The sequence below is a fragment of the Arthrobacter livingstonensis genome (assembly GCF_003219815.1).
In the GTDB taxonomy this organism is placed as follows: Bacteria; Actinomycetota; Actinomycetes; order Actinomycetales; family Micrococcaceae; genus Specibacter; species Specibacter livingstonensis.
In genome coordinates this window covers 21,376-36,505 of the sequence record NZ_QJVD01000032.1, presented here as the reverse complement: position 1 = coordinate 36,505, position 15,130 = coordinate 21,376, and the positions used below count along the sequence as shown (strand labels likewise).

10 protein-coding genes are annotated in these 15,130 nt (G+C 62.2%); 4 read left to right on the top strand and 6 right to left on the bottom strand.

The window, feature by feature from the left end; genetic code table 11:
• Positions 1–159: 159 nt before the first annotated feature.
• Both CVV68_RS24015 and CVV68_RS19960 read right to left on the bottom strand, forming a co-directional pair.
• Positions 160–366: a hypothetical protein gene (locus CVV68_RS24015; RefSeq protein WP_211320933.1), complete on the bottom strand. Its 207-nt coding sequence runs from the start codon at positions 364–366 to the stop codon at positions 160–162.
• On the bottom strand, positions 363–1,202 hold the full coding sequence (locus tag CVV68_RS19960; RefSeq protein WP_211320932.1) for a tyrosine-type recombinase/integrase: 840 nt from the start codon (positions 1,200–1,202) through the stop codon (positions 363–365). The genes CVV68_RS24015 and CVV68_RS19960 overlap by 4 nt, the downstream gene beginning before the upstream one ends.
• A gap of 134 nt (positions 1,203–1,336) precedes the next feature.
• Here CVV68_RS19960 and CVV68_RS24010 point away from each other — a divergent pair, with 134 nt between their 5' ends.
• Positions 1,337–1,624, top strand: a complete 288-nt coding sequence (locus CVV68_RS24010; protein WP_211320931.1) for an ATP-binding protein — start codon at positions 1,337–1,339, stop codon at positions 1,622–1,624.
• 245 nt (positions 1,625–1,869) lie between these two features.
• Here CVV68_RS24010 and CVV68_RS19950 read toward each other — a convergent pair whose 3' ends face one another.
• The gene (locus tag CVV68_RS19950) at positions 1,870–2,514 is read right to left on the bottom strand and encodes a response regulator transcription factor (RefSeq protein ID WP_110502749.1); all 645 of its coding nucleotides are present in this window, start codon (positions 2,512–2,514) and stop codon (positions 1,870–1,872) included.
• Positions 2,515–2,951: 437 nt separating this feature from the next.
• On the opposite strand from CVV68_RS19950, the gene CVV68_RS19945 reads away from it, so the two are divergent.
• Entirely contained in the window at positions 2,952–8,576 is a 5,625-nt protein-coding gene (locus CVV68_RS19945) for an Ig-like domain-containing protein (protein WP_146238973.1), read from the top strand.
• A gap of 97 nt (positions 8,577–8,673) precedes the next feature.
• Positions 8,674–10,350, top strand: a complete 1,677-nt coding sequence (locus CVV68_RS19940) for a copper resistance CopC/CopD family protein (RefSeq protein ID WP_170133264.1) — start codon at positions 8,674–8,676, stop codon at positions 10,348–10,350.
• Positions 10,351–10,412: 62 nt separating this feature from the next.
• On the opposite strand, the gene CVV68_RS19935 is transcribed toward CVV68_RS19940, so the two are convergent.
• Positions 10,413–11,519 carry a sensor histidine kinase gene (locus CVV68_RS19935; RefSeq protein WP_110502746.1) on the bottom strand — a complete coding sequence of 369 codons (1,107 nt, stop codon included), beginning with the start codon at positions 11,517–11,519 and terminating at the stop codon, positions 10,413–10,415.
• Entirely contained in the window at positions 11,494–12,159 is a 666-nt protein-coding gene (locus CVV68_RS19930; protein ID WP_211320930.1) for a response regulator transcription factor, read from the bottom strand. The genes CVV68_RS19935 and CVV68_RS19930 overlap by 26 nt, the downstream gene beginning before the upstream one ends.
• Positions 12,160–12,742: 583 nt before the next feature.
• Here CVV68_RS19930 and CVV68_RS19925 point away from each other — a divergent pair.
• Complete coding sequence (locus CVV68_RS19925) at positions 12,743–13,342, top strand: hypothetical protein (protein ID WP_146238972.1); 600 nt, start codon at positions 12,743–12,745, stop codon at positions 13,340–13,342.
• 74 nt (positions 13,343–13,416) lie between these two features.
• Here the strand turns inward: CVV68_RS19925 and CVV68_RS19920 are convergent, their stop codons facing one another.
• On the bottom strand, positions 13,417–14,865 hold the full coding sequence (locus CVV68_RS19920) for a GntR family transcriptional regulator (protein WP_110502744.1): 1,449 nt from the start codon (positions 14,863–14,865) through the stop codon (positions 13,417–13,419).
• Between the last annotated feature and the right edge of the window lie 265 nt (positions 14,866–15,130).

Sequence of the window (15,130 nt, the reverse complement as noted above, 5' to 3'; positions counted from 1 at the left end):
GACAGCTCGGCGGCCTGCTCGTCGGCGACGACAATGGAACGCAGCGTGTGCGGCAGGGTCCGGGCTGCTTCAGCAATGATGGCCGCGTCTCGGGCGTCTTCTCCGAACTAAGAATTTCAATGCTATCCGGTGTCATTGCGAGCTTTCTTCTTCATGGTTTTATTGGATGTTGGTCCGGCCGGCAGCCTCAGTGAAGGTGGGCATGCCGAGTTGGGTGGTGGTGCGGCGGGCGGTGATTTGATCCATTTCGGTCAGTTTGGCGCGGGCGCCGGCGAGGCTGACTTTCAGGCCCTCGGCTTCCCCGAGCCAGCGGTGGGACTCGGCTTCCTTGATTCGGTCGATGAGATTGTCGCGGATCTGGATCAACCGTGGCCTGGCCGTGGATCGGGCCGCAGTAGCGGGCAGCGCAGGCAGCTGTGCTCGTGGATGCAGGGTGTGTCGTAGGAGCGTCCGCAGTCACCCACGGCGACCTTGCGGTGTTCGAAGTGGCCGATGAACTCGGCCCATTCCTCGTCGGTGGGGGTGCGGTATTCCTGGGCCGGCCGTAGGGATCGGCGGCGGGCAATGAATTCCCGGTGGCCTTTGATGACTTCCTCGGGATAAACGGAGTTGTAGCCCATTGTTGTGTTGATGTCGCGGTGGCCGGCGACCAGTTGGGCGAGGTGTGGTGGCATGCCGTGCATGATCGCATCGGTGATGAAGAGCCGGCGGAAATCGTGGAAGGTGTAGCGCAGCGGATTCCCGCCACCGTCCTTGAACCCGATCCCGTCCAGCGCGTGGTCGAGGTAGTGGCGCAGGGCGGCTTCGGAGACGGCCCGGTTTTCCAGGCGTCGGCGCCATTGGAACAGCAGGGGCAGTGGCGGATTGTAGACGCGTTCGTTCTTGTCGTAGGAGACTACAGCTGGCACGTGGGGTTGGCCGGCACGGATCCGGGAAACTATCTGGGAAAGGACGTCGGCAAGTTCGGGGGAGATGACCAGTATTCGTTCGGCGTCGGTCTTGGAGGGGGCTATTTGCAGCAGGGGAATTAGTGCGCCGGTGTCGGGCAGTCGGTATTGGATCAGGCTGTGGTGCGAGAGTTCGCAAAGTTCCTCGATGCGAATGCCGGTATGTCGCAGCACTTCGACCATGGCCCAGGTCCAGAAAGCGCGGTGCTCTTCAAACGTGAGGGTGCCGCCACCCAAGCCGGCGTACCGCTTCAAATTAACCTGCCTGCAGGCGGCGATGCCGTTTCCGTCACCACGGACGGGCAGCGGTTGCGGCAGATCATCGACGCGCTCGTGGGGAATGCGCTGCGGGTGACGCCGGCAGGAAAACCCCTGGTGATTGAGGCAGGTTGGAGTATTCGACGCCAGCCCCGGCCGGCCTGCCCGACGTCGTCGCAGTTGAGGTGCGGGACAACGGTCCCAATCTGACCTCCCAGGACGCCGCGGTGGCGTTCGAACGGGGCGTGCTTTACCGCCACTATGCTGGCCAGCGGCCGGTTGGCAGCGGGCTGGGTCTCTCCATCGGCGCCCGGTTGGCGCAGCGACTGGGACTGCGGCTCACGGTGGAGCCGGCAGCCTCCGACGACGCCGGCGCATGCTTTTGCATCCGGCTGCCGGGCAGCACCCTGGACCACTGAACGTCCAGCAGTCCACGTCCGGACGGTCCAGCAGTGCAGAACAGGCTACATGTGAACGCGCAGGCGGTGGGCGATCCCGGGGATGGACCCGGAGCGCTGACGCTGCCGACTGATCTATGGTGATCCGTGTCCCGGTACCCGTTCCCCTACCGATCACCTACTCCATCCACCATCCCTCCGAGCATACAGTCTTAATATCCGGCACCATGGTCCCGGCCCGAGCCCGCGGCGTATTAGGAGCCGATTCACTGTCGCGGTCGAACCCGTTTGTGGTCTGGAAAGAATCCATGCTCGAGGCCCCAGAGAATGGCGTTGGAGCGGTTCGTTACGCCAATACGGCGGTAGCAGCTGCGGATGAACGTCTTGACGGTGTTCACTGATAGCCGGGCCCTGTCGGCAATCTCGGCATTGTTCAGGCCTTGGGTGATGAGGGCAAGCACTTCTGCCTCCCGTTGCGTCAGGCCCTCTTCACGGCCGGGCCAATCGCCCAGGCTCGTCTTCGCCTGGTGACCGGGTCCCTGGAATACCTGGCCTTCCCCCCGGTGGATCTCGTGGATTGCGCGGACCAAGCGTGCCGCAGGCAGGCCCTTGGACAGGTATCCGCTGGCGCCATTGGCCAGCGCCGCCTTGACCCGGGCCTCATTCAGGTCCCACGAATAGATAACTACCTTGCCGGCAAGTGGGTTGCTTGCCAGTTCGTTCACCTCCTTGCCGTCACCTGGAGTCGCGGCAAACGTGTCGTAGAGGGTGAGATCCACGGGTTTGTCCACATTGCGATTGAGGTCAAGTTCGACGACCTCAAGGGTGTCCCCGTAGGAACGGAGCATCATCTCCAGCCCTCGAAGGACGATCTCGTAGTCATCCACCAGTGCGATTCGAAGGCTGTCCATTCCCCCACTATAGGTCAGGAAAATTCACCCCCAGGGGTGAAGAAGTTAACCCTCATTGAGACTTAAGAGGCTCTCCTGACGTAAGTGTGGGTCAGGAGAGCCCTTTTCAGTCCCTGCGGGTGCTTTGAAATATGCGGGGATACGCCTACCCATGCGGCCACTCGTGCAGAAAACACAAAAATAGCGGCGACAGGCCCGAACGGGGATACCTGCGCCTGACACCTTATCCACATAAATCCAGCAGACACAACGTCATGCCCATAGGTCGAAGCAGAGTTGATTGGCATCTTGCAAGCCTGATCCAGGCAAAGTTCTGCCTACCGAACGTCCGAAGCCAGATGACAGTTATGTCATAAATCGCCCATTACGGGCAATACAGGGTGACACTCGTCACGTAGAGCCCGGAATCCCGCGCTCCGTTTGTTAGGGGAATCATCATGCAAACACCTGCCACCCACCCCTTCCGCCGGGCCCCGAGACGCAGATTGAGCAGACCGGCCATCATTTTGTCGTTCGCACTGCTCATCAGCAGCATCGGACCGCTGGGCGGGCCCAACAGCTTCTCCGGACCCGATGCGGCCGGGGCCGCGGTCCCTTCAAGCACCACCGACTCCACGAAGGTGCCACACTACTTCGGCCCCTACCCCAACTGGGCAAACAGCCCACAGACGTTGGCAGACGCAATGGTGACAATCGGCGCCGGGACCCCCACCCCGGTCCTCTACGGCAACCCGCTGACCGAGCGTAGATACGCCACCGACTACGCGAAGCCAAATGGCACCTTGGGCCCGGTGTTGGCCGTCCTTGACCACACCAAGCTGCCAGCTGGCACTCTCCACGACTTCCAGAGCTGGAACCAGGGCACGGCTGGAGGGAGTCCCACCACGTCGGCTGGCAACTTCTTCCACGCGCTGGTGCTACGACCCACCGGCACTGCGGGCGAATACACCGTCGTATTCGCCAGCGACCCCCTGACGGTGCCAACACCGGCCGTGCCCACCGGAGAGGTCGCAACCTATGCCGTACCGCCGGTGACAGTGCAGAAAGATGACGTGATCGGCTTTTACGGGCAAGGGATTCCGGTTGACACCGGAGTTCCGGCCAATGGCGACACCCTGAGCACACCGGCCAGCGGTGACCCGGGGATGGCCGCCAACGTTGTTCCGGCCAAGGACTCCACGGTCAAGCTTGGAGCCACGAACTATCCGGACTTCTCCCACGACCGCACCTATTCCTTCGGGGCAGACGTCACGCCGACCATCACCGACCCGGGCACGGGCGCCGAGGCAACAGCCTCGGTTGACCCCAAGACGGGCGCCATCTCGGGTGTGACAGTAACTAGCCCAGGCGCCGGCTACGCGGTCCCGCCCACGGTGGCAATCACGACTGCCGGAGTAACTCCCACCGCGGTGGCCAAGGCCACCGCCAAGATCGCCACGGGCGTCATTACCGGTATCGACGTCAACGAGACGGGTTTCGGCTTCACCGCACCCACAGTGACCCTGGCAGGCGGCACCCCTGCTGCGGGCTCGGAGGCACAGGCACTCGCCAGCGGGACAGTCGATGACTTGAAACTGACCGATGGAGGCAAGGGTTATACTGCCCAGCCGTTGGTGAACATCTCCAAGCCTGACCTCGCGGACGGCGTGCAGGCCACTGCCAGCGCAACAATGGACGCCAATGGCGTGGTCAGCGGCGTCGAAATTGCGATCGCCGGCAGTGGCTACACTTCGGCTCCGATAGTGACCGTCACGGACGCCAGCAAGACCAATCCCACCGTGTGGGCCAGCGTTGTGGCCACCATCGGCGTCACCCGGATCGACATGATCAGCGGTGGTGCGGGCTACCTCTCAGCACCAGCAGTGACCATTGCTGACACCGTGGGCAAGGCCGACAAGGGTGCCAGCGGAACTGCCAAAGTGGCTGTCAAAGGCTCGGTCACCGAGATTGTGGTGACCACCCCCGGTGCCGGATACCTCACGCCCGGGATCAAGAAGTTCGTCGACACGCTGCCGGGTCAGGGCGAGGTCAACGCCAACGACCTGGGCCAATACATCCCGGTTGCGGTGCCCGACACCACCACCTACCCCGGTACCGACTACTACGAAATCGCGGTTGTGCAATACCGGATGAAGTTCCATCGCGACCTGCCTGCGACTCTCCTCCGCGGTTACGTCCAGCTCTCAACCAGCGTCGTCCCGGGCAAAAAAGTGGCCCTCGGCAACGCCAATGTTGACCCGGCCATCCCCGACAGCCCCATCAGCTTCAACGGCGTGGACAACCCGCACTACCTCGGGCCGACCATCATGGCCACGAAGAACAAGCCCGTCCGCGTTCTGTTCCGCAATCTCCTCCCCACCGGTGTGGATGGCGACCTGTTCCTGCCGGTCGACACCTCGGTGATGGGTGCAGGTGCCGGCCCAGACATGATGACGCTCGACCCCGTAACGAAGGTTCCGGAGGACATGGCGAAGGACCAGGGAAGCGTCCTTGACGGCGTCCGCAACCCGATGTGCGGGGAAACGCCGAAGCCGGCCACGTGCTACTCGGAGAACCGGGCCACCTTGCACCTACATGGCGGCATCACCCCGTGGATCAGCGACGGCACACCACACCAGTGGGTCACCCCCACCGGTGAGAACACTGCCTACCCGAAGGGTGTCAGCGTCAGCAACGTCCCTGACATGCCGGATCCCGGCCCCGGTGCTGAGACCTTCTTCTACACAAACCAGCAGAGCGCCCGGATGATGTTCTACCACGACCATTCGTGGGGCATCACACGGCTCAACGTGTACGCCGGTGAGGAAGCCGGCTACATGATCACTGACGACGCCGAGCAGAAGCTGATGGCACCCGGCGGAGCCCTTGAAGGGCTCGGCATGGGGACCCAGCTGACCATCCAGGACAAGACCTTCGTGCCTAGCGCGATACGGATGGCCCAGCTCGACCCGACCTGGGACGCGAAGAAGTGGGGCGGCGAGGGCAACCTCTGGCAGCCACACGTCTACATGCCCGCGCAGAACCCTGGCGACCCCAGCGGCATGAGCGCATTCGGCCGCTGGTTCTACGGCCCGTGGTTCTGGCCGCCGGCCAAGGACGCCAAGTACCCGCCCATGGCCAACCCCTACTACGACCCCGCCTGCGACGCGAACGTGGCTGACTTCTGCGAGCCTGCCCTGATCCCGTCCACACCCAACAACTCGGTGGGCATGGAAGCCTTCCACGACACGCCTGTTGTGAACGGCACTGCCTACCCCACGACGACCATGGACCCCAAGTCCTACCGGTTCCGGATCCTCAACGGCTCCGACGACAGGTTCTGGAACCTTTCCTGGTACGTCGCCGACCCCGCAACCGGCACTGAGGTTGCGCTGAAGGCAAGCGAGCTCTCCCTGGCACAGACCGACCCGGTCGTCATGCCGACCCCGGACACCGCAAAGAGCCCCAAGGGCCCTGACTGGATCCAGATCGGCAACGAGGGCGGCTTCCTGCCGACACCCGCAGTGGTTCCCGCCCATGAGACAACCTTCATCACCGACGCCACCAGGTTCGATGTCGGCAACGTCGACCAGCATTCGCTGCTCCTCGCCCCCGCAGAACGTGCCGACGTGATCGTCGACTTCTCCGCCTACAGGGGGAAGACGCTGATTCTGTACAACGACGCACCGGCGGCCTTTCCAGGCCGGATCCCCGGCTACGACTACTACACGGGCGGACCGGACATGTCCCCGGCAGGCGCTCCCACGACACTGCCCGGCTATGGTCCCGACACCCGCTCGGTCATGCAGGTTAGGGTATCCAACGCAGCGCCTGCGCTGGCATTCGACCGGCCGAACACCACGGCCGACCAGATGGGCAAGCTGATGGCGGCGTTCGATCACCACACCGACGCGGCCGGCAACCCCGCCGGAGTTTTTGAGTCCAGTCAGAACCCCATCGTGGTTGGGCAGTCCGCGTACAACCAGGCCTACGGAACGAGCTTCGTCCGCGGCGGGTACTGCAACGCAGCCGTCACCCCCGCCGCCAAATGCGACGGCTTCGCCCGCATCGCCGAACAAGGAGGCGAGCAGTTCAAGTTCGACACCCTGGCTGGCCCCCAGCTCAGCGTTCCCATCGAGGGCAAAAGCGTCCACGATGAGATGAACGCGGCAAACTTTGACGAGTGGGGGCGCATGAGCGGCAACATCGGGTTGGAGGCGCCAGGAGCAACACCGCTGCTGCAAAACATCATCCTCTACCCGTATGTGAACCCGGCCACGGAAAAACTGGACGGAACCAAGGGGACCAACAGCCTCAAGGTCACACCCATATCAACCAACGCCGACGGCACGCAAATCTGGAAGATCACACACAACGGTGTGGACACCCACCCGCTGCACTTCCACCTCAATGACGTGCAGCTGTTGAACAGGGTCACCTGGGACAACATCATCATCCCGCCTGAACCCACAGAAATCGGGTGGAAGGACACCGTGCGTGTCAGTCCGCTGGAGGACACCATCGTGGCGGTCCGCCCCATCCTGCCGAAGCTACCGTTCGCGGTCCCTGACAGCAACCGGCCACTGAACCCGATGATGCCTCTGGGTGCCAAGGGCTCGATCACCGGCGTGAACGGGTACGAGGCAGGGTTCAACAACACCGACACCACCGGCAACCCGATCGATCCAATCAGCAACGACATGACCAACTTCGGCTGGGAATACGTCTGGCACTGCCACATCCTCAGCCACGAGGAGATGGACATGATGCGACCCATCGTGGTCAGCACCCCCCGCACCCTGGCCGACGCTTCTGTAGTGAGCTTCACCAGACCGGCGAATGACGTGCTGTTGAGCTGGACTGACGGGACGCCGGTGTTGATCGCGGATCCCACGACCTGGGGTAATGCGAAGAACGAGATCGGCTACAAGATTGAGCGTGCCCCACTGGCCAACGGCACGGCCGGCACGTACGCCCAGATAGCCACAACTCTGGCGAACATCACGACCTACACCGACAAGACAGCCGGTACCGGACAATACGCATACAGGGTGACGGCCTGGAACGCGGCCGGAAACACGGTTTCGGCGCCTGTGCTCACAGCCACCCCCGTTGCCACCATCCCGAAGGTGACCAGCCAGAACCCCGTACCCGGGGCGATGGGTGTGGCGAGCAATATCCGCCCGACGGTCACGTTCAACGAAGCCGTCACCGGCGTCAGCAACACCACGTTCACGTTGAAGCAGGGCGCCGCGACCCTTCCAGCCTCGGTGACCTTCAATGCTGCGACCCGCACGGCAACCCTTACGCCGACGTCGACACTGACGCCGGACAAGCCCTACACGCTCTCGTTGACCACTGCCATCAAGAGCACGTCGGGCGGTTCCCTGGCAGCAACAACGTGGACCTTCACCACCGGTCCCGTTCCGACGGTCACCGCCACGAACCCCGCCGCCGGAGCCACCGGCGTCGGACTCGGGACCGCGGCCAGGCCCACCCCGCTGAGTGCTACGTTCAGCGAGGCCGTCACCGGGCTGCCCACCACGGCAGCCGGCACCCCTAACTTCACCTTGAAGCTGGGGACGGCAACCATCGCCTCGAAGGTGACGTACAACGCCACCACCAGGGTCGCCACACTGACCTCCAACGCTCCTTTGGTCAGTGACCGCACGTACACGCTAACTCTCAGCAACGCTGTCAAGGACGTGGCCGGCAACCCTCTCACCACCAAGACGTGGACCTTCACCACCGGTCCCGTTCCGACGGTCACCGTCACCAACCCGGCGGTCAACGCCACTAGGGTCAGCAGAACGGCGAACATCACCGCAACTTTTAGCGAAGCGATCACCGGCCTGCCGGGTGCAGCCGCGGCAAGCGGGAACTTCACGATCAAGCGTGCTTCGAACGGCGCCGTGTTTGCCTCGGCGGTTAGCTACTCCAGCACAACCAGGGTGGCAACGCTAAATCCAACGGGCACCTTGTTGGCCAACACTAAATACACTCTGACCCTCAGCAGCGGAATCAAGGACACCGCTGGCAACCCGTTGGTTCTCCTCACGTGGAGCTTTACGACAGGCAACTAGTACCTCCAGCAAGTGATGCCCCCGCCCGGGCCCATAGCCCGGGCGGGGGCATGCCCGGATTTGTTCAGGTACCGTGACACAGGACAAGGAGACGATGGTGAGGATTAGTACATCATCCGCAGGCCGGAACGTGAACTACCAGAACCACAAACTCCTGGCCCGCTGGTTATGCAGCCTGTTGTTGGCGGCTCTGGCGCTGCTGCTGGTATTACCGGCCACCCCGTCTTTCGCCCATGCCGGGCTGGTATCCACCACTCCTGGCGACGGAGCGGTGTTGGCTACCGCGCCGCGCACGATTGAGCTGGTTTTCGGCGAACCAGTGGGCCTTGTGCCGGACGGTTTCAGACTCTATGACGGAAACGGCGGTGACCGCACTCTCTCAGCTGAGCAGTTGGATGAGGCTGTCACCGCCACCGTGCCCTCGAACCTTCCCGACGGCAGCTACACGCTGAGTTGGCGGGTCATTTCCAATGACTCGCACCCTGTCTCTGGGGTCCTATCGTTCACTGTGGGACAGGCGAGCAGCTCGGGCCCGGTGCTCGTAAAGAACAATGGCGCAGGGGTCGACATCCTGTACGGAGTGCTCAACGCTGTTGGATATCTTTCTCTGTTCTCCCTCGTGGGGCTCACAGTTTTCGACGTGTTCGTAGCCCGTTGCACCCCAACTGCGCCTCGTCTGCAGTGGGTGGCTGCGTTGTTCGCCACAGGTACCTACTTCCTGCTGGTGCCTGTCACGGCTGTTCGGGAACGGGGTTCGACTCTCGTTGGACTCACTGATCCCGCCATCGTCACCTCTGCTTGGCTCGGGGGTGCGGCGGCGACCCTGGTCTTCGCATTTTCTGGAGTCGTATTGATGCTTTTGCGTCCGAGGTTTCCTGGGCGGGCGGGTTTCTGGGCTGGCACCGCGGGCGCCGCAGTGGCGCTGGTTTCGGTGCTTCCCGTGGGCCACACTCGAACTTTCGGGCCCGGCTGGCTGGTGGTGGGCTCGGACCTGGTGCATGCCGCAACGGCAGCCGTTTGGCTCGGGGGTCTTCTTGGACTGATCCTCTTCCTGACTCGTGCGCGACGGCGGAAGGGCGACGCAGCCGAGGCCGCCCTCATCGTGAACAGATTCTCCACACTGGCTGGTGGGACTGTTCTGCTGTTGGGTATCACCGGGACCATACTCGCCGTGGTGATGGTCGGGTCAGTGGCAACGCTCGTGGGTAGTTCTTATGGGTGGTTGCTGCTAGCCAAGCTGACCATGGTCGCCGCAATAGGAGGACTTGCGGCGTGGAACCGCTACGGGCTTCTCCCCCGCTTGGCTCGAGAGAGAATCAGGAATAAGGCTTGGAACCGTCTAAGCTTCGCGATCCGTCTGGAGGCAGTAGGGGTAGTGCTGGTCATCGGTCTCACCTGTGCCCTGACGTTGCAGAACCCGCGTGCGGACCACATCCCCGTCCCGGTGCAGGCCCAAGTGCAAGCCGAGCTCGGTACAGGCCACCTCGCGGGCCAGTTCAGCCCGGGTACTGCGGGGGACAATGTGCTGACCTTCAATCTCACCGATGTCGGGGGCACTCCCCTCGTCCCGCTCAGCATGCCGCAGGTCAGCGTGGCGGAGCCAAACTTGAGCATCGGACCGTTGAGTGCCACGGTCGAGTCCGGAGATTTGCCGGCAAGCTACCGTGCCGAGATCGTGCTGCCTGTCCGTGGCACATGGAAGGTCACGGTCGCCGTCCGCATCAATGAACTTGAACAACCAGCAGCCATCTTTGATGTGGTCGCGGCGAAATGATGCTGTGAGTGGCTGGAATGGTGCCGCACCGAGATTTCCCTGATGCTCCAGCCGCAACCACATCACCTACGGATGGCGGCCGATTCAGCGAAGGGATCCCTGTCGACCTCTTCGGGGATGGATTCTCCACAGGGGCTCGGCCGCAGCGGATGGAAGGGTAATCGCAAGGTGAAGGAAGTGCCTTGGCCAACCGAGCTGACCACTGAGACTGTCCCGCCGCGGGCTTCTGTGGCGGCCTTGACGATGGCCAAGCCCAGCCCACTCCCGGCCCTATCGCCTGCGGTTGACCCGGTCCTGAAGGTCTCAAAAATGGTCTCGAGATCGGCGGCAGGGATGCCCGTTCCAGTATCAGTGACGGTCAGCAGCAACTCGTTCCCCTGTGCCTCGGCCGTCATCGAGATGGCGTCTGCCGGACCGGTAAATCTGACCGCGTTCTCGAGCAGGCAGTCCAGTATGGCCTCTAGCCGCTCGTTGTCGCCCTGCATACTGCCGACCGTACTTCGGGAACTCCAGATTCGATCAGCAGCAACCGCCCATCGACGCCGGCTTTCGGCCAGCATCCTGTCAACGTCTACCGGCTCGGTGGCCGACGGCTCCACGACCCGGACCAGTGTGAGCAAGTTAGTCGCCAGTGCCGAAGCCTTCACGAGTTCAGCTACCACCAGTTCGGCGTCCTCGCGCACCGTGGGCTCGGCGGATTGGTCGGCAATGAGTTGCGCGTAGCCCCTGGCAATAGTGAGCCGCGTGCGTACCTCGTGCGAACCAAAGCGGGCAGCGTTCTCCCGCTGTTGGCTGCGGTGACGGTCCGCCTTCTGCAGTGCCTGGAGGCGGGACTGTGCGGTCCACTGCCGGTTGACGTGCCAAATTAACAGCGCGATGATGCCTCCCATGAGGATGATCTCGCTACATTCTTCCCACGCTATGGTTCCCGCAAGTGCATGACGAAGCAGGGCGGCACCGGTCACCATCGTGAGTACGGCAAAGACTACCCAGGTAGCACGTCGGGGCCACGGGAACAGTCCGTAAAGCAGTGCGAAACTTGCCCAGACGAGGTGAAAGGGGATGGTTTCGTTGCCGGGCAGCACGAAGGTGAGGTAGCAGTTCACTCCCGCGAACACCACCCACGCGGCGGTGAGGACTGCCTTAACTCGCGATCCGATAGCCGACATTGCGCACCGTTTCAATTTTATCGTTGGACAATTTGGATCGCAGCCGGCGCACGCAGACGTCGACGAGGTTCGTTCCTGCGTCAAATCTGGTTCCCCAGACCCGCTCAAGCAGCTCGGTGCGGGTACACGGCTCCGGCGCCCGCTGAAGGAGGTAGGCCAGGAGCACGAACTCCCGCTGGGTCAGCGGAATGTGGCGTCCGTCCACCACCAGTTCCCGCTGCTGCACATCGATCTCGATGCCGGCCCTGTGCAGGTATCGTGGGACATTTACCGAGGCGGCGGTGGTTCGGATACGGGCGTTGACGCGTGCAAGCAGCTCGGCGTTGGCGAAGGGTTTGGCTAAGAAATCCACCGCACCGCCCTCTAAAACACCGACCCTGGTCGCGAGCTGCGTCATTGATGACAGCACCAGAACTCGACTGGCTGGTCGGGATCGCATTAGTTCGGCGAGGACGTCCTCGCCACGTCCATCGGGCAGGATGAGGTCGAGGAGGATCAGTTCCGGGTCAACTGTGCGGATAGCCGCTAGTGCGCCCGCCACCGTACCAGCCACGGTAGCCTTGTGGCCCGCCCCACTGAGGATCCGGCCAAGGAGTCTGGCAAGGATGGGCTCGTCTTCGACGACCACGATGTCATTCACATTGGCCACAGTTTCGTGATGCAGCCTTCGCGCGAGCCGGCCTGGTCGTGAGCCCGTCCAAAGCACCAGTCACGGTCACCGAACAACAAACCGCCAAGAACTAACTTGTCCATAGCGTCCCCCTCATGACTGTCTCTGGAATAAAGCTCCCTAAGTAACAATTTCCCCCAGTTAACAGAGGGTGTCCAGAGTGATCTGGCATCAATTTAGGCGGAAAAATCCAAGTAGTACTTGCTTTTGTACGCAGTCGTATCCCAGCAATCGATGGGGAAAGCCGGTTCGGCCTACCGCCGATGCAGGACTGGTTCCCCCTGACAGAACAGGTTGAGGCGCCCTTGCCTCGGGCTTAGACCACGCCGGCTGTCTCATCTACGGGGCTGACGTTGTGTGAGTTTGAGTTGACCCAGCAGATCGAGCAGGGCGGACTGGTCCAGAGCCATCGTGTGTTTGTGACCTTTGTGAGTTCTTTGATCGGTACTCATTGACCATCGCATGATGGCACTTCACGCGCCGCCCCACCATCGATGACACCCCCACCCAAGGACCCCACCAGCCACAAGAAGCCAGAGACGGCCACCCGTCAATGAACGCACCCACGCCACGACCCCGGACCCGGAAACTTCTCTGGCTTGCCGCCGCCCTGGCCACAGCCTGCGCAGGAATCGGTGGACGCGCCTACGCCATGTTCAACCATGCCTCCACCATGACGTCCACCATAGGAGCCGTCACCGTCCAACTGGACTGGGAAAACCCATCAGCCAAAGAATTCTCCCTCCCCATCGGACCCCTCAGCCCCGGCGGGACCACCCAACAACTCGTAAACCTGAAAAACACCGGCTCCATCTCCGTCTCAGAACGCCAGCTCGCCTACAGTCCAGACCCGGCCACCACAATCACAGACCCCTCAGGCGGGGTGCAGCTCCACGTTCAAAAGTGCTCCGTGCCCTGGACTGGAAAACCAGAGAACCCTAACTGCCCCGGCCAAGCCACCGAAGTCATCCCCGACCGCCCCGTGACCGGGCGCAGCAACGGCCTCGGAGCTTCCTCCGCCACACCCGCCGGCATCGACCACCTACAATTCACGTTCCGGCTGCCCACCTCCAGCCCCGGCAACACACAAAATACCACCACCAACATCCAGTTCATGGTCCTGGGAAATCAACGCCCAGGAGAACACCGCTAGGACTTACCACTAAAGCAAAGGGCGATGTAAGGACCGGCGGGTCTGGCGTATTTAAGCCCCAAGGGCGCGTAGCATCATCCCGTTTTTGCCACGGTTTCTTTACTTACACCGATACAGAGGGTCCATGGGACTGAGGGGAGCGTGATTCTCCGGTCGATCTGATGGGATGGAAGGAGGGTCCCGCCGAGCAGGTTGGCCGTGTGGGTGGCGATGACGACGTCATTTTGGTCCACAATGCAGGTGCTTGACGGCAGGTGCCGGAGGAGCGGCTGGAATGCAATTTGGAGGCCTGTGACGAGGATGTCAACGGCAGCAACGCCAGCCATTCTGCCCTCTCGTACGACTCGTTTGGTGAAGGTGACGAGGTACTCGTTGGCTCCGAAAGCGTCCACATAAGCATGGCTGGCGTGGACCGTGTCATCACTGCCCTTCTCGGGCCACCATGGAGCTGTCGAGTAGTCATAGAATTCCAGGTCCAGCTCCATCCGTTGTGGTGATTTTGGATCCGAGGGGATGTAGCACCAGATGAAGCCCATTTCGCCGAAGTAGGACGGATCGGCCGCGAAACCCGCCCCATAGAGAGCCGGCACTGCCCCGTCCAGGGTCCTGCGCGCTGCGTCGTAGACGTTGGGCAACTCGGCCAGCTTTCCGTTTTTTGTGCGGTCGAGGTCGGCTTGGACGGCCCGTTCGACAGCCATGATTGACGCGGCCACGCTCCCTTGGAGACTCGCCGTGAACAGTTCGATTGCCGAAACGATACGATCAATGTCTTCGCTTCGGGGCGTCGAGCCTTGTGGCGGAGGTTCCATGGACATCCGCAGGTCAATGAGGCGGTTCATGTCCCGGCGCACATGGTCTTCGGCGAGGGCTCGTGCCAAGTGTGTGTCCCCGGATTGAATGGCGTTCACCATCAGGGCGTGCTCTTTCCCCGCCGCGCGCCGACGGTCAGAGTCGCCGGCCCACACCAGTGCCCCGACTTCAGCCTGCATGGCCATCTCCTGGCGGGTTAACAGTGTGGATCCCGATGCGGCCGCAAGCTCGATGTGGAACCGGCTGTCCGCTCTCGTCATTTCGGCGGGTGTATGTACCGACTCGATCTGGGCCGCCATCGAAGCGAGGCGTGCAATGGAGACCTGCTGCGAACGATCGGCCGCTGCCATGGCTGCTGACCCCGCCAGAAAGGCGCGATATTCGCGGATGTCGAGCAATTCGTCAAGGGAATAGGCGGCGAGGGCGTCCAGCTGAGCCTTGGCAATGCCTCCAATGTTCGCCCTCACGAAGCTGCCGCCGCCTTTGCCTCGCCGTGTTTCCAAAAGTCCCAGATGACGGAGCTCGGCCAGGGCGGAACGCAGCGTCAGGGTGGAGACTCGCATTCTTGCAGCGAGATCGCTTTCGCTGGGGAGCTGGGCTCCCTCTTCGAGCACTCCCAGCTCAATGGCATGACGAAGCCGGCGTCCGATCTCTTCGCCACGCTCCAAGGTCTCCAAGGGTGCGAACGCGAGTTGCTCTTTCCAGCTGGCCATGAACGACGCTCCTGAAGCTATGTGGTTGGTGAGGTTAGAAAGATGACATTTAATCCTAAATGTCTATTGACATATGACATTAAAGGTCTAGAGTCAAGTGTATCAAAAAAGGAGTGGGGGCAGAAGCCCTGGACCGCTTGGATCGTTACGTAAGGAGTTGATCGTCATGATGGACAGCACGGCTGTGGCCAACGTCGGGCACCGATCCACGCCCACTACTCATGCCGCTCATCCAACGCCGACACCTGTGCTCCCTCATGACGGT

Bases quoted from the DNA above. Each gene is read 5' to 3' on its own strand.
- CVV68_RS19950 (WP_110502749.1), bottom strand. From the start codon at position 2,514: ATGGACAGCCTTCGAATCGCACTGGTGGATGACTACGAGATCGTCCTT.
- CVV68_RS19945 (WP_146238973.1), top strand. From the start codon at position 2,952: ATGCAAACACCTGCCACCCACCCCTTCCGCCGGGCCCCGAGACGCAGA.
- CVV68_RS19935 (WP_110502746.1), bottom strand. From the start codon at position 11,519: ATGTCGGCTATCGGATCGCGAGTTAAGGCAGTCCTCACCGCCGCGTGG.
- CVV68_RS19925 (WP_146238972.1), top strand. From the start codon at position 12,743: ATGAACGCACCCACGCCACGACCCCGGACCCGGAAACTTCTCTGGCTT.
- CVV68_RS19920 (WP_110502744.1), bottom strand. From the start codon at position 14,865: ATGGCCAGCTGGAAAGAGCAACTCGCGTTCGCACCCTTGGAGACCTTG.